This is a genomic window from Cognatishimia sp. (assembly GCF_049116455.1).
In the GTDB taxonomy this organism is placed as follows: Bacteria; Pseudomonadota; Alphaproteobacteria; order Rhodobacterales; family Rhodobacteraceae; genus Cognatishimia.
This window is the reverse complement of the sequence record NZ_JAGDYW010000003.1, coordinates 1,201,183-1,220,362: the sequence shown is the minus strand read 5'-3', so window position 1 is coordinate 1,220,362 and position 19,180 is coordinate 1,201,183. Positions and strand designations below refer to the sequence as shown.

The 19,180-nt window shown below is 53.3% G+C and carries 19 protein-coding genes and 1 tRNA gene; 14 read left to right on the top strand and 6 right to left on the bottom strand.

The window, feature by feature from the left end; genetic code table 11:
* Entirely contained in the window at window positions 1–840 is an 840-nt protein-coding gene (locus JXQ85_RS11070; protein WP_421748960.1) for a universal stress protein, read from the bottom strand.
* 201 nt (window positions 841–1,041) lie between these two features.
* On the opposite strand from JXQ85_RS11070, the gene ccoN reads away from it, so the two are divergent.
* The 8 genes from ccoN (at window position 1,042) to ccoS (ending at window position 9,157) form a co-directional block, all read left to right on the top strand.
* Window positions 1,042–2,646, top strand: coding sequence for a cytochrome-c oxidase, cbb3-type subunit I (gene ccoN / locus JXQ85_RS11065; protein ID WP_421748959.1), 1,605 nt, complete (start codon window positions 1,042–1,044; stop codon window positions 2,644–2,646).
* A 14-nt stretch (window positions 2,647–2,660) separates the two neighbouring features.
* Entirely contained in the window at window positions 2,661–3,392 is a 732-nt protein-coding gene (gene ccoO / locus JXQ85_RS11060) for a cytochrome-c oxidase, cbb3-type subunit II (RefSeq protein WP_421748958.1), read from the top strand.
* Between the two features lie 11 nt (window positions 3,393–3,403).
* Complete coding sequence (locus JXQ85_RS11055; RefSeq protein ID WP_421748957.1) at window positions 3,404–3,601, top strand: cbb3-type cytochrome c oxidase subunit 3; 198 nt, start codon at window positions 3,404–3,406, stop codon at window positions 3,599–3,601.
* Window positions 3,598–4,464 (top strand): cytochrome-c oxidase, cbb3-type subunit III, encoded by an 867-nt coding sequence (ccoP, locus tag JXQ85_RS11050; protein ID WP_421748956.1) that lies wholly within the window; start codon window positions 3,598–3,600, stop codon window positions 4,462–4,464. Before JXQ85_RS11055 ends, ccoP begins: the two co-directional genes overlap by 4 nt.
* Before the next feature lie 462 nt (window positions 4,465–4,926).
* Window positions 4,927–6,363: a cytochrome c oxidase accessory protein CcoG gene (gene ccoG / locus JXQ85_RS11045; protein WP_421748955.1), complete on the top strand. Its 1,437-nt coding sequence runs from the start codon at window positions 4,927–4,929 to the stop codon at window positions 6,361–6,363.
* Window positions 6,360–6,824: a FixH family protein gene (locus JXQ85_RS11040; protein ID WP_421748954.1), complete on the top strand. Its 465-nt coding sequence runs from the start codon at window positions 6,360–6,362 to the stop codon at window positions 6,822–6,824. Before ccoG ends, JXQ85_RS11040 begins: the two co-directional genes overlap by 4 nt.
* A gap of 3 nt (window positions 6,825–6,827) precedes the next feature.
* Window positions 6,828–8,996: a heavy metal translocating P-type ATPase gene (locus JXQ85_RS11035; RefSeq protein WP_421748953.1), complete on the top strand. Its 2,169-nt coding sequence runs from the start codon at window positions 6,828–6,830 to the stop codon at window positions 8,994–8,996.
* Window positions 8,997–8,998: 2 nt separating this feature from the next.
* Entirely contained in the window at window positions 8,999–9,157 is a 159-nt protein-coding gene (gene ccoS / locus JXQ85_RS11030) for a cbb3-type cytochrome oxidase assembly protein CcoS (protein ID WP_421748952.1), read from the top strand.
* 4 nt (window positions 9,158–9,161) lie between these two features.
* Here ccoS and JXQ85_RS11025 read toward each other — a convergent pair whose 3' ends face one another.
* Window positions 9,162–10,199 carry a Hint domain-containing protein gene (locus JXQ85_RS11025; RefSeq protein ID WP_421748951.1) on the bottom strand — a complete coding sequence of 346 codons (1,038 nt, stop codon included), beginning with the start codon at window positions 10,197–10,199 and terminating at the stop codon, window positions 9,162–9,164.
* Between the two features lie 22 nt (window positions 10,200–10,221).
* Window positions 10,222–11,652: a D-alanyl-D-alanine carboxypeptidase family protein gene (locus tag JXQ85_RS11020; RefSeq protein WP_421748950.1), complete on the bottom strand. Its 1,431-nt coding sequence runs from the start codon at window positions 11,650–11,652 to the stop codon at window positions 10,222–10,224.
* A 440-nt stretch (window positions 11,653–12,092) separates the two neighbouring features.
* Here JXQ85_RS11020 and clpS point away from each other — a divergent pair, with 440 nt between their 5' ends.
* The 5 genes from clpS (at window position 12,093) to JXQ85_RS10995 (ending at window position 15,577) form a co-directional block, all read left to right on the top strand.
* Window positions 12,093–12,410: an ATP-dependent Clp protease adapter ClpS gene (gene clpS / locus JXQ85_RS11015; protein WP_421749057.1), complete on the top strand. Its 318-nt coding sequence runs from the start codon at window positions 12,093–12,095 to the stop codon at window positions 12,408–12,410.
* A 30-nt stretch (window positions 12,411–12,440) separates the two neighbouring features.
* Window positions 12,441–13,424 (top strand): class I SAM-dependent methyltransferase, encoded by a 984-nt coding sequence (locus JXQ85_RS11010; protein ID WP_421748949.1) that lies wholly within the window; start codon window positions 12,441–12,443, stop codon window positions 13,422–13,424.
* A gap of 68 nt (window positions 13,425–13,492) precedes the next feature.
* Window positions 13,493–14,296 (top strand): SDR family NAD(P)-dependent oxidoreductase, encoded by an 804-nt coding sequence (locus JXQ85_RS11005; protein ID WP_421748948.1) that lies wholly within the window; start codon window positions 13,493–13,495, stop codon window positions 14,294–14,296.
* 11 nt (window positions 14,297–14,307) lie between these two features.
* Window positions 14,308–15,201, top strand: coding sequence for an oxygen-dependent coproporphyrinogen oxidase (hemF, locus tag JXQ85_RS11000; RefSeq protein ID WP_421748947.1), 894 nt, complete (start codon window positions 14,308–14,310; stop codon window positions 15,199–15,201).
* Window positions 15,202–15,214: 13 nt separating this feature from the next.
* Entirely contained in the window at window positions 15,215–15,577 is a 363-nt protein-coding gene (locus tag JXQ85_RS10995; RefSeq protein WP_421748946.1) for a hypothetical protein, read from the top strand.
* A 3-nt stretch (window positions 15,578–15,580) separates the two neighbouring features.
* Here the strand turns inward: JXQ85_RS10995 and hemC are convergent, their stop codons facing one another.
* Window positions 15,581–16,534 carry a hydroxymethylbilane synthase gene (gene hemC / locus JXQ85_RS10990; RefSeq protein WP_421748945.1) on the bottom strand — a complete coding sequence of 318 codons (954 nt, stop codon included), beginning with the start codon at window positions 16,532–16,534 and terminating at the stop codon, window positions 15,581–15,583.
* 117 nt (window positions 16,535–16,651) lie between these two features.
* Here hemC and hemE point away from each other — a divergent pair, with 117 nt between their 5' ends.
* Entirely contained in the window at window positions 16,652–17,686 is a 1,035-nt protein-coding gene (gene hemE / locus JXQ85_RS10985; RefSeq protein WP_421748944.1) for a uroporphyrinogen decarboxylase, read from the top strand.
* A gap of 8 nt (window positions 17,687–17,694) precedes the next feature.
* Here the strand turns inward: hemE and JXQ85_RS10980 are convergent, their stop codons facing one another.
* Together JXQ85_RS10980 and JXQ85_RS10975 are read right to left on the bottom strand one after the other, a co-directional pair.
* Window positions 17,695–18,543 carry a LytTR family DNA-binding domain-containing protein gene (locus JXQ85_RS10980; RefSeq protein ID WP_421748943.1) on the bottom strand — a complete coding sequence of 283 codons (849 nt, stop codon included), beginning with the start codon at window positions 18,541–18,543 and terminating at the stop codon, window positions 17,695–17,697.
* Between the two features lie 462 nt (window positions 18,544–19,005).
* Window positions 19,006–19,082 (bottom strand) — tRNA-Met (locus JXQ85_RS10975).
* Window positions 19,083–19,180: the final 98 nt, after the last annotated feature.

Below are 19,180 nucleotides of genomic sequence, written 5' to 3'. Positions count from 1 at the left end.
CTAATGCGCCATGAAGACCGGAATTTCGGCCTGCTCCAACATGTGACGGGTTGCGCCACCTAAGATGGATTCGCGGAATCGCGAATGACCGTAGGCGCCCATGACAATCATTTCGGCTTCGGTGTCCTGCGCATGGCGCAACAGGACGTCTGAGACTCGAGGCATGGATTTTGAAATAACATCGATTTCCACGCGTACGCCATGGCGCGCGAGGAATGTGGATAGCAAGCCGCCTGGGTCGGAGCGGTTCGGACCATGAGTTGGTGGATCGATCACTAGCACCCGTACAAGATCAGCCTCTTTTAACAGTGGCATCGCCGCTTTGGCCGCTCTCAGCGCTTCTTGACTTTCATTCCATGCAACGGTGATTGTGTTGGGCTTTACGATGGTTTTGCCATTTTCAGGAACCACAAGCACCGGTGCTCCGGCATCAAAAAGTGAGGCTTCGACCGTGGTTTCCATCTCGTAGCCATGGTTTTCGCCATAGGGTTTGGGCAAGATCATCAAATCAGAAAACCGCGCCCGTGCAGCTACATGCCGCGCAACTTCTGTCATTTGCGAAACACCTGCTTCAATGCCCCAGCGGCATTCGGTTTTTTTAAGGTAGGTTTCTGCGACACGTTCAATGGCCAGCGCCTCTTCTCGCGCTTGATTCAGTGAGGTTTCGACAACGACCGCACTCGCGCCGGAAAAATAATATCCCATTTGGCTGCGATCCACCCCAAGCGCAAGGACGTCTAAATGGGCCCGATGCCCGCGCGCAAATTCGTTGGCTTGAGCCAAAGTGGCTTCGGCAAAATCTGTGTCGGTCAGAACTGACATTACGGATTTGAAGGACATGAGTGCGGCCTTTCATGACGATGTGAGTGTTCGGGCAAACTTCGCCCCTTGAAATCAGCCTGCGCACATAAACCACGAAAATCCTTGATACAGATCAAAGCGACATTTCCGGCACCCCTTCAAAAAGGCCTCAGTCTGAAGCCGCCCGTGGTCCAATTGGAATCGATTCCTGGACAGCCGGGCAAGACAAAGGGACACGAAATGATCAACACGATTAAGCTGATCGCGCTGGGTCTGATCACGCTATGTGCGATGATCGCGGCCAACTATGCGCGCGACTTGGCCTATATGGTGCAGGCACTTGTGATTGTGCTTGTGTCAGGTGGGCTGTTTTTATGGGTGCTACGGGGGACAGGCGATGAGAAGCCTGCGCTGCCGCAGGACGAATATATGGATGACGTCATCCGAGCGGGCGTGATCGCCACAGCGCTCTGGGGGGTCGTCGGATTTCTGGTCGGCGTATTCATCGCTTTCCAGCTGGCCTTCCCGGTTCTCAATTTTGAATGGGCCGAAGGGATTGCAAACTTTGGCCGTCTGCGTCCGCTGCATACAAGTGCGGTGATTTTTGCATTTGGCGGCAACGCTTTGATTGCGACATCCTTTTACGTCGTGCAACGTACCAGCGCCGCGCGTCTCTGGGGTGGTAACCTCGCGTGGTTTGTATTCTGGGGCTATCAGCTGTTCATTGTGCTTGCTGCACTTGGCTATGTTCTGGGCGGCACTCAGTCCAAAGAATACGCTGAACCTGAATGGCATGTGGATCTGTGGCTGACTGTTGTTTGGGTGTCCTATCTGGCCGTGTTCCTTGGCACCATTATCAAACGCAAAGAAAAGCACATCTATGTAGCGAATTGGTTCTTCCTGAGCTTTATCGTCACCGTCGCGATGCTGCATCTTGTGAACAATATGACCATTCCGGTCAGCATCTTCGGCTCCAAATCCGTGATCCTCTGGGCGGGTGTTCAGGACGCCATGGTGCAATGGTGGTATGGCCACAACGCGGTGGGTTTCTTCCTGACAGCGGGCTTCTTGGGCATGATGTATTACTTCATTCCAAAGCAAGCCGAGCGACCAGTCTTCTCTTATAAACTGTCGATCATCCACTTCTGGGCGCTGATCTTCCTTTATATCTGGGCGGGTCCGCACCATTTGCACTACACAGCGTTGCCGGATTGGGCTTCGACCTTGGGTATGGTCTTCTCGATCATCCTGTGGATGCCAAGCTGGGGTGGAATGATCAACGGCCTGATGACGTTGTCTGGCGCATGGGACAAGCTGCGCACCGACCCGGTTATTCGGATGATGGTGATCTCGCTTGGATTCTACGGCATGTCCACCTTCGAAGGTCCGATGATGTCGATCCGTGCGGTGAATTCTTTGAGCCATTACACTGACTGGACCATTGGTCACGTGCACTCTGGTGCGCTGGGTTGGAACGGTATGATTACCTTTGGTGCACTCTACTTCCTGGTGCCAGTTCTGTGGAAACGCGAGCGCCTTTACAGCCTGACTATGGTCAGCTGGCACTTCTGGCTCGCGACCATCGGAATCATTCTTTATGCGGCGTCCATGTGGGTGACCGGCATCATGGAAGGCCTGATGTGGCGTGAAGTTGATGCGAACGGCTTCCTTGTGAACTCTTTCGCCGACACTGTGGCTGCCAAATTCCCAATGTATGTGGTGCGCGGACTGGGAGGTCTTATGTACCTCGCGGGTGCGATCATCATGTGTGTGAACCTCTGGCTGACTGTACGAAAGGCTCCGGCAAAAGAAGCCAGCCTGACCGTCGCAGTTCCAGCAGAATAAGGAGGGTCTGAGAGATGGCTATTCTTGATAAACACAAGTTCATCGAAACCAATGCTACGCTTTTGCTGGTGCTGAGTTTCCTCGTTGTGACCATCGGGGGGATCGTTCAGATCGCCCCTTTGTTCTGGCTGGAAAACACCATTGAGGATGTGGAAGGCATGCGTCCTTACACGCCGCTCGAACTGGCAGGTAAAGACATCTACATCCGCGAAGGCTGTTATGTCTGCCACAGCCAGATGATCCGCCCGATGCGGGACGAGGTTGAACGCTACGGTCACTACTCATTGGCCGCTGAGTCCAAATTCGATCACCCGCATCAGTGGGGCTCCAAACGCACCGGGCCGGATTTGGCGCGTGTGGGTGGACGTTACTCGGATGATTGGCACGTTGATCACCTGGTCGATCCACAATCCGTGGTGCCAGAGTCGATTATGCCCACTTATGGCTTTCTGACCGACAATCGCATCGACGGTGAGTATATCGGTGACCTAATGAAGGCCAACGCCATTGTCGGTGTGCCATACACCGAAGAAATGATCGCCAACGCTCAGCTTGATTTCAATGCGCAAGCCGATCCAGACCTTGACTATGATGGTCTGCTGGAACGCTACGGCGAAGATAGCGTCAGCGTTCGTAATTTCGATGGTCAACCGGGCACAACCGAAATGGATGCTCTGGTGGCTTATCTGCAAATGCTGGGCACGCTGGTTGATTTCTCAACCTTCACGCCTGATGCGTCACGTTAGGGGGGGAGAACATGGAAACCTATTCTCTCCTTCGTGAGTTCGCAGACAGCTGGATGCTTTTGTTCCTGTTCTGCTTCTTCGTCGCTGTGATCCTCTGGGTATTCCGCCCAGGTTCCAAGGCGGAATATCAGAACACAGCTGACATCCCATTTCGATATGCAGACAAACCCGCGCCAACAGCCGCAACCGAAAAGGAGGCGCAGTCATGAGCAAGAAACCAGTTCAAAAACAGGACATCCCAACCACTGGACATGAATGGGATGGCATCCAGGAATATGACAACCCGATGCCGCGCTGGTGGCTGTGGTGCTTCTATTTGTGCATTATTTGGGGCATTGGCTACTCGATCGCTTACCCGGCATGGCCAGGGATCAAAGGCGCAACCGAGGGCCTGCTGGGCTATTCCACACGCGGAGAAGTCGCAGCAGAAATCGACGCAGTTAACACCCGCAACGAGGCCATCAACGCGCGTTTGGCGTCTGCTGAACTCACTGCAATCGAAGATGACGCTGAGCTAAATGGCTATGCCAAATCTGCCGGTGCGGCGGTCTTCAAGACTTGGTGCGCACAGTGTCACGGGTCTGGTGCCGCAGGATCAAAGGGCTATCCGAACCTCTTGGATAACGATTGGCTTTGGGGTGGTGACATCGAAGCGATCCATGAAACTGTGACCGCGGGTATTCGCAACGAAGACAATGACCTTGCTCGCTACTCAGAGATGCCAGCCTTCGGGCGCGATGAGCTTCTGGAAGACGAGCAGATCGATCAGGTCGTGAACTTCGTGATGTCTCTCAGTGGAGAGCCAATGGACGCCAGCATGGTGACTGAGGGCGCAACTGTCTATGCGGACAACTGTTCTTCTTGTCACGGAGATGCGGGGCTGGGTGACCGAGATCAAGGGGCTCCGAACCTTGCGGACGCAATCTGGCTCTTTGGTGGTTCTTACGACGACATCCGCGAAACGGTTGTGAACAGCCGATTTGGCGTAATGCCCAGCTGGGATACACGCCTTACCGAGGCTCAGATCCGCGCGGTGTCTGCCTATGTCCATCAATTGGGTGGCGGTGAATAACAAAACGGGGCGTCTGCAACTCATTGCAGACGCCCCGTTACTTTTTGGAAAAAGGAGTTAAGCGTCAGATTGGCTAAGCCCCTGATTTATAGTCTACCTCGCTCTATCTAAGACGAGATTAAGAATACAAAACCTCCCCATCCACTTGATCCAAATCAAGGCAATCCTCTCTCGAATCTGCGAAACTCTAATCAACGGCGGGTCATCACTCCCAAAGGCTGAGACGCGCCGCTGGTTGTCCACACTGAGGAGCGTGGGCACAAAGATGCCGGTCTCTCGTCCTGTTCGCGCGTTTCCTGAGAGGCCGGCATCATGCCCTCAACCAAGACCTAGATGTGCAGCTACAAATCGGGCTTTTGTAAAAAAGATGTCCCTGAAAGTCAGAATTTGATCTCGGTCAAAGTTCGACTCAGTCGCGCCTGAGAAAAGAAGATCAGCTAAATTGCAAAGAGAGCTGATCCTTTGAGTAACGCCGACACCCCTCCGAGCCTTTACGCGGCGCGCGAACCGATTTTTCCACGCCGAGTTTCCGGTAAATTCCGCAATCTGAAATGGGTCATCATGGCGGTGACTTTGGGTATCTACTATTTGATCCCGTGGATCCGCTGGGATCGTGGTCCAGCCTTGCCCGATCAGGCAGTGCTTGTGGACCTTGCCAATCGGCGTTTCTTTTTCTTTTGGATCGAAATCTGGCCACATGAGTTCTACTTCATCGCAGGTCTGTTGATCATGGCAGGGCTGGGGTTATTCCTTTTCACCTCGGCGCTGGGCCGCGTTTGGTGCGGCTACACCTGTCCACAGACTGTTTGGACGGATCTTTTCATTCTGGTTGAACGATGGATTGAAGGGGATCGCAATGCACGCCTCCGGCTACATAATCAAAAGAAATGGGATTTTCGCAAACTGCGCCTGCGCGTGACCAAGGTCATCGCCTGGTCGCTAATTGGCCTCGCAACGGGGGGGGCATGGGTGTTCTATTTTGCCGATGCGCCGACCTTGTTGATTGATTTGATTACCGGCCAGGCACATCCCGTGGCTTATTCCACGATGGCGATCCTCACAGCAACGACGTTCTTCTTTGGCGGATACGCGCGAGAACAGATTTGCATCTACGCATGCCCTTGGCCGCGGATCCAGGCGGCGATGATGGATGAAGACACGTTGACCGTTGGCTATCGTGATTGGCGCGGTGAACCTCGTGGGAAGCTTAAAAAAGCTGTGCAAACCGAAGCGCCACAGGGGGACTGTATTGACTGCATGGCCTGCGTGAATGTCTGCCCTATGGGGATTGATATCCGTGACGGTCAGCAGATGGAATGTATCACCTGCGCGCTGTGCATTGATGCCTGTGATGACATCATGGATAAAATCGGCAAACCGCGAGGTTTGATTGATTATATGGCGATCAGCGACGAGCCCTTGGAACGCGCTGGGCAGCCGCCGCGCAAAGTATGGAAGCACATTCTTCGCCCTCGCACCATGGTGTACACCGGACTTTGGAGCTTGGTCGGCGTTTTACTGTTGGTTGCGCTGTTTATGCGTGCGGAGATTGACGTGACCGTTGCGCCTGTGCGGAACCCGACCTTTGTCACACTTTCAGACGGCACAATCCGCAACACCTACGAGCTGCGGCTGCGCAACAAGCATGGTGAAGCACGTCCCTTTGAAATCAGCATCAAATCTGATGCGGCGCTCGCATTAGAGCTGGAAGGGTTAAGCGGGGTAATCGTGGACGTTCCTGCGGATCAGACTTTGCTGCAGCGTGTCTATGTTTTGGCACCGAATGGATCTGACGCAGCGCGGGGTGAGTTAACTGAATTGCGTTTTTGGGTTGAAGACAAAGACAGCGGCGAACGCGTTCACAAAGATACAATTTTTCACGGAAAGGGCGAACAATGACTACAGGTGAAAAACGATTTACCGGCCGCCACGCAGCCATGATTTTTATCAGCGCATTTGCGGTGATTATCGGGGTGAATTTGGTTTTGGCCTTTAGTGCGGTCAAAACCTTTCCGGGACTGGAGGTTAAGAACTCTTACGTGGCCAGCCAGACCTTTGACGACCGCAAATTAGCGCAGGAGGCACTTGGGTGGCACATCACGGCCGAGGCGAGCGGCGGGTTCGTCATCCTCTCTGTTCTGGATCAAGATGGACGTGCAGTAGAGGTGCAAAATCTCGAAGCTGTGTTAGGTCGCGCAACCCATGTCAAAGACGATTTACAGCCTGAATTTCAATTTGATGGCCGTGTTTATGTTGCACGCGCTGAATTGGGGGAAGGCAACTGGAATATCCGTATGAAAGCGCAGGCTTATGATGGTACGCCATTTGAGCAAAGAGTTATTTTGCGGGTGGAAAGGTAAGCCATGGCGATGGTCTCTGCTTGCCCGGCCTGCGATGCTCTGCCAGCTGCGGAAGCCGCTGCCCAAAAGGTCGAACTCGCAACGGATGCGCATTTGGCTTTAAGCGTGCCAAGTGTGCACTGCGGCGCTTGTATATCGACAGTCGAAGGTGTGCTGCAAAGGCAAAGAGGCGTTCGTTCTGCGCGCGTAAACCTCACCTTAAAGCGTGTCAGTGTTGAAGCGGATGAAAGCGTTGAAGCCGATGCCTTGATTGGAGCGCTCGCGAAGGCAGGCTATGAGGCCCATGAACTTGACGCTGGGATGTTGAGTGCGACTGATGCGGATCGGGCAGGGCGTGACCTTCTCATGCGTTTGGGATTGGCTGGGTTTGCCAGCATGAATGTCATGCTTCTGTCGGTTGCCGTTTGGTCGGGTGCCGATGCGGCAACGCGAGACCTGTTTCACTGGATTTCAGCGGCGATTGCGCTGCCTGCGATCGCCTTCACTGGAAAACCCTTTTATCTGAATGCTTGGTCAGCACTAAAAGCACGCCGGTTGAATATGGATGTGCCGATTGTCCTTGCGATCGTGTTGGCGCTTGGGACTTCCCTTTGGGAGACAATGCTGTCTGGTCACCATGCCTATTTCGATGCCGCCTTAACCTTGGTGTTTTTCCTATTGGCTGGCCGCTATCTGGATCACCGCACACGTGCCGTGGCGCGCTCTGCTGCGGAAGAATTGGCTGCACTTGAGGTCCCTTGGGCAACCCGCCTTCAAGAAGGGCTTGAGGCTCGCGTGAATGTAGTGGACCTGAAGGTCGGAGATCTGATCAAAGTCGCACCGGGTGGCCGCATGCCTGTGGATGGGCAAATCGTTCAAGGACAATCCGAGATTGACCGCTCGCTTTTAACTGGTGAAACTCTCCCAGTCTTTGCCGAAAAAGGGCTGGCAGTTAGTACGGGCGAAGTCAATCTGACCGGACCGTTGGTTATAGAAGCGACCGCAGTCGGGCAGGACACCAGCCTGCATCAGATGGTTGATTTGGTTGCGATCGCGGAAAGTGGCCGCTCGCGCTACACCTCATTGGCGGACAGCGCAGCAAAGCTGTATGCGCCAGGGGTACATATTCTGTCGGCTTTGGCTTTTGTGGGTTGGTTCCTGGCCACCGCTGATCTGCGTACTGCGCTTAACATCGCGGCTGCGGTGTTGATCATTACATGCCCATGCGCATTGGGGCTTGCGGTTCCTGCGGTGACCACTGCAGCCAGCGGGCTGTTGTTTCGGGACGGTTTCCTGGTCAAACACGCTACGGCTTTAGAGCGAATGTCCGAAGTGGATACTGTGGTTTTTGACAAAACGGGTACGCTGACAAAAGGCACGCCCGTGGTGGAAAACTGGGCTCAGTTGGATGCCGAGGCAGCCAGCGTTGCATTTGCTTTAGCGTCAGGCTCGGCGCATCCGCTTAGTCAGGCGATTGTGGCCGCAGCAGAGGGCGTCACACCTGCCAAGGTTACCGATATTGTAGAGCATCCGGGGTTTGGCGTTGAAGCGGTTTGGAAGGGTCAAACTATACGCCTAGGTCGTGCCGATTGGGTTGGTGTTCAGCCGGTCGATGGCAGCGCAGTCTATCTGCGGCTTGGATCGAAATACGGGATCGCGATCCGGTGCCATGATGCTTTGCGCACAGGGACGCCAGAGGCGATCCAGAAACTTCAAAATCGCGGCATTTCCGTTCATATCCTTTCCGGTGATGGTGCACATTCTGTGTCGGCAGTAGCCGAGCAACTTGGGTGTGGAAATTGGAAAGCCGACGTGCTTCCTCAGCAAAAGGCTGATTACATTCATGATCTTGCAGAGCAGGGGCATAAGGTTTTGATGGTTGGGGATGGCTTGAATGATACTGTTGCTCTCACACAAGCGCATGTTTCGATTTCACCAGCGAGTGCTTTGGACGCGGCTCGGGTGGCGTCAGACATTGTGTTTCTTGGGTCAACCCTTGCCCCAATCGCAGAAGCTTTAAAGGTGTCTCGTCAGGCCACCAAACGCATCAAAGAAAATTTTCGTATCGCCACGCTCTACAACATTATTGCCGTGCCATTGGCGATTGCAGGGCTTGCCACGCCTTTGATTGCTGCATTGGCGATGTCCACAAGCTCGATAACCGTAAGTTTAAACGCATTGAGATTGAGGTAGCTATGGACGTACTTGCCTTGTTGATACCCGTATCCTTATTGCTGGGCGGTATTGGCCTTTGGGGGTTTCTATACACGCTGCGAAGCGATCAATATGACGACCCCAGCGGGGATGCGCAGCGCATTTTGAACGGCGACTACGATGATCACCCAAAAAGCTAAGACATCAGCTGACCAGCAAATGAAACGTCTTTTGTTTTTTGAGTTCTTGCACCAGCAGTTCAGCTTCTCGTGCCTTCAGGGCGCGACGTGCGAGGTGAGTGTGGTGTTCAAAAACCTCAAGGTCGCAAGAGCTTTGAACTTGTTCGGTCGAGAAGGCTTCTTCGGATAAATCGCCCAGAAACAGAGTTTCACTTGCTAGGCCGTTGGATGTGACAATGTGGTGGGCATCCATAAGAAGATGGTGAAACCGGATCGGTAAGGCAGTTGGGCATGCTCCGATCCCCTCGAAGCCCTCCAGAAACTTGGCCGCAACCAATACTTCTGGACAGTCAAAAAGCGATGCCACCAACGGACCACTTACCACGATCCGATGGTTTGGAGACACCATCAAGTCACGGACGGGGCGAGCTGCACCAAAGGCATAGGCTGGGATGCGAATGGGCCGAGAACGAGGATCAGAGGATTCTTCTAAGGTCAGTTGGCGCATTCCAACCCATTGTACTTTGCAAAGCCCATCATCTTGCGTTTGAACAAGATCGCCGGGTTTCAGCTGCTCAATTGCAATGTCACCATGTTCGGCTTGAATGCGTGTGCCTTCAAGAAAACACGGAATGGTACCTTGGGAAGGGGCGGTGTTCACCGTGTAACTGGAACCGCCATTTGAAGACTCGAGCGATTCACCTTGGCCCGTTCCGCCAAGCTCTGTCGAGGACATACCAGCCGCTGGGCCATTGTTTGCGGTGACTGTGTTTTCAAAGGAAATGAACTGTACAACCACACCGTTTTCTACGACAGCCACTGCACCGTTTTTGTGCACGCCGTTGAAGGTTGCGGTATTGCCAGCATCGATTGAATACACATCTTTGCCTGCCATGGTATTATCAAGGCTGCCAAGAGCATTCGTCGTGCGCACCGACCCATTCGGGTGATAGATCACGATTTCAACATTGCTTGGATCGCTTCCGGCATCCAGAGCGATTTCGATGAAGTCTTGGTTGCCGGCGCCAAGAAATTTAACTTCAGAAACATAGGGATCAGGCATTTGAACCTCCTTTCAGAGGGGTTTAGCTTGGTCCGATCATAAAGCAGCTGACTTGGCGCGCTTGAAGACGGCGACAGGCAAGATCGGCTGTTTCACGGGTCAATCCCATGAAGTTTGCATCAAATCCGCGTTTAGATTTGATTACTTTTCGCAAAGAACCGTCCAAAGTGCTCATTTCTGCTAAGGCGGTTTTCAGCAAAACACGCTCAGCGGCATAGCGACTGCCATAGCGGCCCACATTGATACCCCAATGGCGTCCACCGGATGTTGAAAGTCGCGTGACAACCTCTGGTTCTGGGTCTTCCATGATGATCGGCGCAGTTTGCGCAACCTTTTCAGGAGCAGGTTCAGTTTTGTTGACTGAGGTAGGATAGAGAGAAGCCGTATTGGCCTGTGCTTCTTTTAGTGCGTTTTCGATATCAGCTTCGATGCCCACAGTAGGGGCATTTGTGGCTGCCAGTGTTGTTGCAGCAGTTTTAGCGGTCGGGCGGAGCTGTGGGCGAAGGCTCTTTTTGATGGCGGTAGCGACCTGAATGGTTTTGCCCGCAGCTGTGTTTCTGGCTGCAGCGACTTGCGTGCCCGCGTTGCCCGCGTAGGCAGGACGATTTGGTTTGCGTAATGCGACCCGGCTCGGCGCGCGGCGGAACCCGAGATCTAGCAATTCAGCGACCTTGGCGTTTCGAGAGGCTGTTGAGCGGCCACCAAAGACGGTTGCAATGATACGTTCACTGCCGCGTTCTGCAGAGGCCACAAGGTTAAAGCCAGCAGCGCGGGTGTAGCCGGTCTTGATGCCGTCTGCGCCGCGATAATTGCTAAGGAAACGGCGATTTGTGTTCGCGACTTCTTTGATGCCCGCGTGGGTCGATTGGCGCGAAAACAAGTTGTAGTATTGCGGATAGTCATAAAGCAGATGACGTCCCAGTTTGGTCATGTCACGCGCTGTAGACAGGTGACCGCTTTCCGTCAGCCCATGGGCGTTTTTAAATGTCGTGCGAGTCATACCGAGCGCGCGGGCAGTTCGGTTCATGCGGCGTGCAAAAGCCGCTTCTGATCCAGAAACGGCCTCGCCAAGCGCGGTGGCCGCGTCATTCGCCGATTTTACGGCGGCTGCGCGCACAAGATATCGCAGTGCAATGCGTTGCCCTGATCTGAGGCCTAGCTTCGACGGGGGTTCAGCTGCCGCAACCTTTGAGATGCGCACTTTAGTGTCCATGTTGAGTTCACCGTTTTGGACAGCCTCAAACACGATGTAGAGTGTCATCATCTTTGTCAAAGATGCCGGGTGTAGCCGGGTGTCTGCGTTGCGGGAATGGAGCACTTCGCCGGAGCGAGAATCAATCACCATTGCCGCATAGGGCGCGGCTGCCGCAGAAAATGCGGACACATTCGATACCAAACATGCAATCAGGATGAATAGCCCAAAACGGGCCGGCCTGCTCTGCCGAACCTTCACTGTAACTTGCCCTTACTGCCTCTGCCGCCGATTTTTCGGCTGACCTTTTGATAGAAGGCTAACACAGGGTATTTTTCAAAGAAACCCTTTGTTGCGAGCGGTTTGGAAAAGTTTCAGCTAGGTTAAGGCTATATTTAGCGGGCGTTAACTAATTAGCTACTAAACCAGCGATTGTGGCGGGAATGTGGCGCGAATATGGCGCACGTTGACACTTTGTTGAGGGCGGCAAATCAAAGGAGATTCCGCCCGGTTTGCACCAACACCGTAAGCGCGAGTAAGATTGCGAAAGAGCCGGTATTAAGCCTTTGTTTAGTTCCGTTTTGCATCTTCTTCAGAGGTGGTATTCGGGCGGGGGCTTTTCTATCCGGCACGACAGGTTATATAGACCGGGCACAAGACTTATTGGAATGACATCAAGCATGGCAGCAGAGCCGTTTTTCATGGCGACGGACAATGAGGATGATGGGGATCTGGGGATCGCCGTCAAAACGCGTGCGCGCACTAAGCGCCCACCTTTGTACAAAGTCCTGCTGTTGAATGATGACTATACGCCCATGGAATTTGTGGTGCTGATTTTAGAGCGGTTCTTTGGTCTGACCCATGCGCAATCCTTTGAGATCATGTTGACCGTTCACAAGAAAGGGGTGGCTGTGGTTGGTGTTTTCAGCCATGAGATTGCCGAAACCAAAGTCACGCAAGTGATGGATTTCGCAAGGCGCCACCAACATCCGTTGCAGTGCACGATGGAAAAGGAGTGATCCGAGGCTGACCTTGGATCGAAATAATTCATGTCCACATCTCGTTTATCTCTGGCTGTTGAAAGTGGTCAGATTGAGCTTCCGTCTGAGGGACGAATTGCTATTTTTGCACCCACCGCTGGTTTTGATTTATCGGCGCTACCACGAGACCGCGTTCAAGTGGTAACGGGACTAAAGCCCGATTTTGATGCATTCCAGATAGCTGGTTATGACGTTTCCGTTGCCGCCGAAGGGCCCTATGCAGCGGCAATCGTTTGTCTGACGCGAGCAAAGACCGAAGCGCGCGCCTTGCTGGCAACTGCCGAGGGTATGGCGGATTTGATCATTATCGACGGTCAGAAAACCGACGGCGTGGATTCCATGCTGAAGGATTGCAAAAAACGCGCTGACGTCCTTGGGTCGTTTTCAAAGGCCCATGGAAAACTGTTTTGGTTCGAAAATGGGGATTTTGAAGATTGGGTAGAAGCTGGACCGTCACAGGTCGCCGAAGGCTTTGTGACGCGCCCTGGTGTATTTTCAGCTGATGGGATTGACCCTGCCTCTGCAGCTCTGGTTGCTGCTTTGCCAGAAAAGCTAGGTCGGCAGGTTGCAGATCTTGGCGCAGGCTGGGGGTATCTGTCTAAATCGATCCTTGAGCGTTCAGATGTCGAGAGCCTTTACTTGATTGAAGCCAATCACGCAGCGTTGGAATGCGCGCGCGAAAACCTGACTGACTCGCGGGCAGATTTCCATTGGGCGGATGCCACCGTCTGGGAACCGCGCGCCAAAATGAATACGGTTGTAATGAACCCGCCGTTTCACAGCGGACGCGCAGCGGATCCTGGACTTGGCCGAGCATTTATCGCGGCCGCAGCGCGAATGTTGGCGCCAAATGGAAGCCTTTGGATGGTGGCCAATCGACACCTTGGATATGAAACAACGTTGGAAACTTTGTTTACCAAAGTTGAAGAGGTCAGTGGCGATAATCGGTTCAAAATCTTGCGTGCCGATCGCCCAACTCGCTCTGGCCGCTAATTCGGCGTAACGTCGGGCGGAATCATCTAAACCTTTCAACCAGTCTCATGGACAGATTGAGGACATACATGTCATTTTCAATTGCAGGCAAAACCGCAATCGTGACTGGAGCCGCCAATGGCATTGGCCTTGCGATCTCTCGTGAATTCGCCGCCCAAGGTGCACAGGTCATGATGGTGGATATGGATGACAAGCAACTTAGCAAAGAAGCTGGTGATCTACCCGAAGATAGCAAAGCAGAGTTTTTTGCTGGTGACTTGCGGGAGCGTTTAACCATTGCCAATTTGCTGTCAGCTACGATCGATGCCTATGACCGTGTCGATATTTTGGTGAATGCAAGCCGACAGATGATGCGCACGGATCCGCTCGACATGGATGATGATAGTATCTCGACCATGCTCAATCAGAACCTACTGACCTCTCTGCGTTTAAGCCAAGCGGTTGCCAAGCGCATGATCAAACAGTCAGCAGAAGACGAGCGCGAGGGCAGCGCTGGGGCAATTGTAAACATGTCATCGATTGCCGCATGTCGTACAAACCCCGATTTGATGGGCTATTCCATGGCGACAGCGGCATTGGATCAGATGACACGTGGCCTTGCGACTGCGCTTGCGCCTCACCGTATTCGGGTGAACGCCGTTGCCTTTGGCTCAGTGATGAGCGCGAGCCTCAAGAACCTGTTGAAAGAACATCCAGACTACCGGAATGACATCGAAGCGCATACGCCACTTGGGCGTATCGCGCCGCCAACCGAATTGGCTGACACAGTGCGCTATTTGGCATCAGAGGCCTCTGCTTTCATGACCGGACAGATCGTAACCGTCGATGGCGGACGTACTCTGATTGATCCCGTTGTCTCTCCAGCGCACTAAGGACCAAACCAATGACCGATCAGATGGACCCTGAAAAACAACAGGCCAGCGCCTGGTTCCGAAATCTGCGAGATCAAATCGTCACGGCCTTTGAGGGGCTGGAAGACAGCCACTCTGACGGACCGTTCTCTGACCAAGAGGCGGGGCGTTTTGAAGTCACCGAAACGCGACGTGCCTCTGAAGATGGATCGGATGCGGGCGGCGGTTTGATGTCCGTTATGCGTGGCGGGCGTGTTTTTGAAAAAGTTGGCGTGAATGTTTCGACCGTTTTTGGCACGCTTGGTGAACGCGCGCAAAAAGCGATGGCAGCGCGCAAGGGACTGCCCGGCATGGCGGATGATCCGCGCTTTTGGGCCTCCGGGATTTCACTGGTGGCGCATATGCAAAACCCGCATTGCCCTGCGGTTCACATGAACACGCGTATGTTCTGGACCCCGCACGGTTGGTGGTTTGGCGGCGGGTCGGACCTCAACCCCTGTCTGGAATATGACGAAGACACCGCGCATTTCCACGGTGTTCAGAAGGAACATTGCGACCGCCATGGTTCAGCGCATTTCCCGCGCCTGAAAGAATGGGCGGATGAGTATTTCTACATCCCGCACCGAGGCCGTGCGCGTGGAGTGGGTGGTATTTTCTTAGACGATCACAACACCGGCGATTGGGCCGCTGATTTTGCCTTTATCCAAGACATTGGAAAGGCATTTCTACCTGCCTATCTACCGTTGGTAGAAAAACGCCGTTCGTCTGATTTCGGAGAGGTGGAAAAGGATGCGCAGCTTGTGCATCGGGGACTTTATGCGGAATACAATTTGGTCTATGACCGCGGCACCAAATTCGGGCTTGAGACCGGGCATGATGCCAATGCTGTTCTGATGAGCCTGCCGCCAATGGCTAAGTGGGTATAAGGGGTCACAATAAATGACATTTGCAATCGCTTACTTGGCCATCTGTCTGGGTGTGATCCTGTTCCACGTTGCCATCATCGCAGGCGCGCCATGGGGTGAGCTGACCCAAGGTGGCCGCCAACATGGTCGTCTGGATCGCCAAGGAAGAATCACGGCACTTGTTGCGATTGTCATAACGTTGGCGATGGTATTTGCTGTTCTATCAGCAGCAGGTGGCTGGCCCAATTGGCCAACGTGGCTCGCATATCCAGCTTTGGCGATGCAGGGTCTATCCACTTACTTCAACTGTATTACGCCATCGATGGCAGAGCGCAAACTGTGGGCACCGATCACGGTCTTCATGTTCGCTCTCGCCTTTGCAGCTGTGTTTTTCTAAGGCTTAGGCGTCAAAAAAGTCTGCACCAGCCTGCGCGAGCAACTGTTCACCCAATGATTGACCCAGCGCTTCGGCTTGATCGAGAGTGGCGCGGCCTTCGATTTTTAAACAGTCTGATCCATCGGGGCGCAGGATTTCGCCGCGCAGGTGGATTTCGTCGCCATCGGCTGTCGAGAGAGCCGCAATTGGCGTTTCACACGAGCCATCCAATGCACGCAGGAACGCGCGTTCACATAGAACGCGATGGCCAGATTCAGCGTGGTGGATGACAGCCAGCATCTCTTTTGCGCGCGCGTCCTCTTGGCGGCATTCAATCCCGATCGCGCCTTGAGCCACAGCCGGTAGCATTTCTTCCGGTTCAATCGCACTAGTGGCCTGATCAACCATGCCAAGTCGCGTCAATCCCGCCATTGCGAGGAATGAGCAATCCGCGACCCCATCAGCCAGTTTTTTAAGCCGTGTTTGAACGTTGCCCCGGAACTCCACCGCATTAAGATCGGGGCGGATTTGCATCAGTTGCGCGCGGCGACGCAGCGATGAAGTGCCGACCTTCGCGCCTTCAGGCAATTCTGCAATGGAGCCGTATTTGACGGAAATGAACGCATCCCGCACATCTTCGCGTGGCAGGAAAGTTTCCAGCACCAGCCCTTCGGGTTGCTCAGTTGGCATGTCCTTGGTGGAATGCACCGCGATATCGATATCGCCGCGCAGCATCGCTTCTTCAATTTCTTTGGTAAAGAGACCTTTGTTGCCGATCTCTTTCAAGGGACGGTCCGCTGCGATCATCTGGTGATCATCCCCTGTGGTTTTGATCACTTCAATGTGAAACGCCTCTTGGGGCAAATCAAAGGCATTCATCAAGCGCTCTCGCGTTTCATAGGCCTGAGCCAATGCCAAAGGAGAGCCACGAGTCCCAATTTTCAAAGGGGATTCTTGAGAAGGTAAGATCAATGTCATAAGCCGAGGTCTAGCCGTGCCAGATTGTCCTGACAAGCAGAATGGCGTGCTTGATCGCTTGACATCTTGCCGCGCGCGCTAGACCTAGCAGGGGACCAATTTTTTATGAGGTGGGCCATGGCCGAGCAAAAAACCATTCTGCGCGCACTTGCAGGCGAAGCCCTGCCGACACCACCGATTTGGATGATGCGTCAGGCCGGGCGTTACCTGCCAGAGTACCGCGCGACGCGGGCGCAGGCCGGGGATTTCCTATCGCTTTGCTATAACTCTGAACTCGCAGCCGAAGTGACGCTGCAACCGATCCGCCGCTATGGCTTTGATGCGTCGATCCTCTTTGCGGATATTCTGCTGTTGCCTCAGGCATTGGGTGCGGATGTGTGGTTTGTCACTGGTGAAGGCCCGCGTCTTTCAACGATTGGATCGCAGGCGGATTTTGATGTTTTGAAACCGGCGGACGCCGTGCACGACAAGCTATCCCCGATTTATGAAACCGTGCGTATTCTACGTCGTGAGTTGCCAAGTGAAACGACGTTGATTGGCTTTGCAGGCGCGCCTTGGACAGTTGCAACCTACATGATCGCTGGCCGCGGCACGCCAGATCAAGGTCCCGCGCATGCGTTGAAAGATCAAAACCCTGAACTCTTTCAGCAGATTATCGATCTGCTGATCGACGGCACAGTGACCTATCTGTCTGAACAGATCAAAGCAGGTGCTGAGGTTGTGAAGCTGTTTGACAGCTGGGCAGGTTCATTGAAAGGCGACGATTTTGATCGCTACGCGCTTCAGCCTGCAAAACGCATCATTGCAGCCTTAAAAGAGTTGCACCCAGACACACCTATCATTGCTTTCCCACGCGGGGCTGGCGCGCGCTATATGGGCTTTGCCAAGGCGACGGGTGCTGATTGCGTTGCCTTTGACGATGCTGTCACGGCTGAGTGGGCGGCTGCGAATGTGCAACCTGATGGATGTGTGCAGGGCAATTTGAAGTCGTCGCATATGGTGACCGGTGGCGATGCGTTGGTGTCAGAGACCAAGCGCATTGTGAATGCCTTGCGGGGTGGTCCGCATATCTTCAATCTGGGCCACGGAATTACGCCGGATGCGGATCCCGAAAACGTGCAGTTGATGATCGACACAGTGCGTGGCTGCTAGAAAACCGACTACTGCATATCTCGTAAAGTCGCTTTAATGTGTTTCACATGCTTGCGACTAACGGGCCAAACGGTGCCATCCACGCCGATAATGCGTGGGTTGCCGTTTTCGTAAACTATGCGTTCGATTTCAGCCCAGCCGACCCATAGCGAGCGGTGGACTCGCATGCCGCGGTTTTGATCAATTTTAGATATGGCGGCTGTTAAAGGCGTTGAGAGCAGGTGAGACCCCTTGTCGGTGACCACCTGCACGTATTTGTCCTGTGCTTGCATGTAGCGAATAGGACCCCGTAGGTGGGCTGGCAGCAGTTCCTGTAGCTCTTCTGAACAGTGTTGGCGAAACTGCGGGAAAAATCGAACCGGAATGTTGGATTCCGCAAATATCGTGCCAAAGATGTTCTGCATCAGAGACAGATACACCTGAATGAATGCCCAGGTGAGCAGAAACAGCACAACGTAGACCCGAGCTAAGGCATTCAATACACCGTGTTCTGCAAAGTGCTCTTCAGAGATGGCAAAATAGGCGATCGCGGTCAGAATTAAGATATCGATCACGCTGTTGAGTATCAGTGAAATTAAAACCGTGACGCGCAGCCGGGCCATGAATACAGCAATGATGGGTCCTGTAATCAACTGATATGAGATCGAAACAAGGGCTAGCCCGATTGTGCCAGTCCAGAGTGTCAGAATGGAGTCGGTGGGAATCGCTCTCGGGGCAACAAAGGCAACAAAAGCGGTTATTCCCAGTGTTAGAAGCTGCACCCAGGCCGTGCCAAAAGAAAGCACTGCAGCCTTTCGTAGGCCGCGAATAGCTACGCGTTCATTTTCGGTGAAAGCTGTCAGGATCTGTCTTCGCATCAAGTTTTCGGCAAGATTTCTTCGCCCTGAGGTGGCCTGTTAAGTCTAAGTCACTCAAAAACATGATTTGATCGTTAAGTTCAATTTGAGACTTAGCGCTGATTCACCGATCACGTCAAGCGGTGCCCAGATGAGCGCGCCTATCAAAGGTTTGTCTTCGGAGTTTGAAAGGAATTAGCGTTACTCACGCCTTGTCTGATGTGCGTCGCGAAATTGTCGTTTTAAAATAAGGATTTCTACGTAATTTGTGAGTTGAGTAATGAGTGATTGAGTGTGTTTCAAAATCTACTGACTTCTCAAGGCATCCTATGATGTGGTCATTCAAATTTTGGACAAATTTAAAAGGGTCGACCTATGGTCGATCCTTTTTTACCTGCTGATGGCAAGTTTAAACGGGGCAGGTATGCGGACTATACAAGCGCCAAGGATATAGGCGGCTATTTGATTTTTCAAAGGAGGTAGTGGTGGCGTGGGGGAGACTTGAACTCCCGACCTATCGATTATGAGTCGATCGCTCTAACCAACTGAGCTACCGCGCCATGAGTGGAGCGGGGTTTAGTTTAGCCCTTGGAAAGGGTCAAGAGGAAAGCGACGAGAAAATCGCGTCGCCTTCATTATTTTTTTGAAGGTCGTCGAC

Excerpts from the sequence above, each read along its gene's own strand:
- JXQ85_RS11035 (WP_421748953.1), top strand. The coding sequence starts at position 6,828 with ATGGCGATGGTCTCTGCTTGCCCGGCCTGCGATGCTCTGCCAGCTGCG.
- ccoS (WP_421748952.1), top strand. The coding sequence starts at position 8,999 with ATGGACGTACTTGCCTTGTTGATACCCGTATCCTTATTGCTGGGCGGT.
- JXQ85_RS11055 (WP_421748957.1), top strand. The coding sequence starts at position 3,404 with ATGGAAACCTATTCTCTCCTTCGTGAGTTCGCAGACAGCTGGATGCTT.
- ccoO (WP_421748958.1), top strand. The coding sequence starts at position 2,661 with ATGGCTATTCTTGATAAACACAAGTTCATCGAAACCAATGCTACGCTT.
- hemC (WP_421748945.1), bottom strand. The coding sequence starts at position 16,534 with ATGACATTGATCTTACCTTCTCAAGAATCCCCTTTGAAAATTGGGACT.
- JXQ85_RS11040 (WP_421748954.1), top strand. The coding sequence starts at position 6,360 with ATGACTACAGGTGAAAAACGATTTACCGGCCGCCACGCAGCCATGATT.
- JXQ85_RS11010 (WP_421748949.1), top strand. The coding sequence starts at position 12,441 with ATGTCCACATCTCGTTTATCTCTGGCTGTTGAAAGTGGTCAGATTGAG.
- clpS (WP_421749057.1), top strand. The coding sequence starts at position 12,093 with ATGGCGACGGACAATGAGGATGATGGGGATCTGGGGATCGCCGTCAAA.
- hemF (WP_421748947.1), top strand. The coding sequence starts at position 14,308 with ATGACCGATCAGATGGACCCTGAAAAACAACAGGCCAGCGCCTGGTTC.
- JXQ85_RS10995 (WP_421748946.1), top strand. The coding sequence starts at position 15,215 with ATGACATTTGCAATCGCTTACTTGGCCATCTGTCTGGGTGTGATCCTG.
- ccoN (WP_421748959.1), top strand. The coding sequence starts at position 1,042 with ATGATCAACACGATTAAGCTGATCGCGCTGGGTCTGATCACGCTATGT.
- JXQ85_RS11025 (WP_421748951.1), bottom strand. The coding sequence starts at position 10,199 with ATGCCTGATCCCTATGTTTCTGAAGTTAAATTTCTTGGCGCCGGCAAC.
- JXQ85_RS10980 (WP_421748943.1), bottom strand. The coding sequence starts at position 18,543 with ATGCGAAGACAGATCCTGACAGCTTTCACCGAAAATGAACGCGTAGCT.
- JXQ85_RS11070 (WP_421748960.1), bottom strand. The coding sequence starts at position 840 with ATGTCCTTCAAATCCGTAATGTCAGTTCTGACCGACACAGATTTTGCC.
- ccoP (WP_421748956.1), top strand. The coding sequence starts at position 3,598 with ATGAGCAAGAAACCAGTTCAAAAACAGGACATCCCAACCACTGGACAT.
- JXQ85_RS11005 (WP_421748948.1), top strand. The coding sequence starts at position 13,493 with ATGTCATTTTCAATTGCAGGCAAAACCGCAATCGTGACTGGAGCCGCC.
- hemE (WP_421748944.1), top strand. The coding sequence starts at position 16,652 with ATGGCCGAGCAAAAAACCATTCTGCGCGCACTTGCAGGCGAAGCCCTG.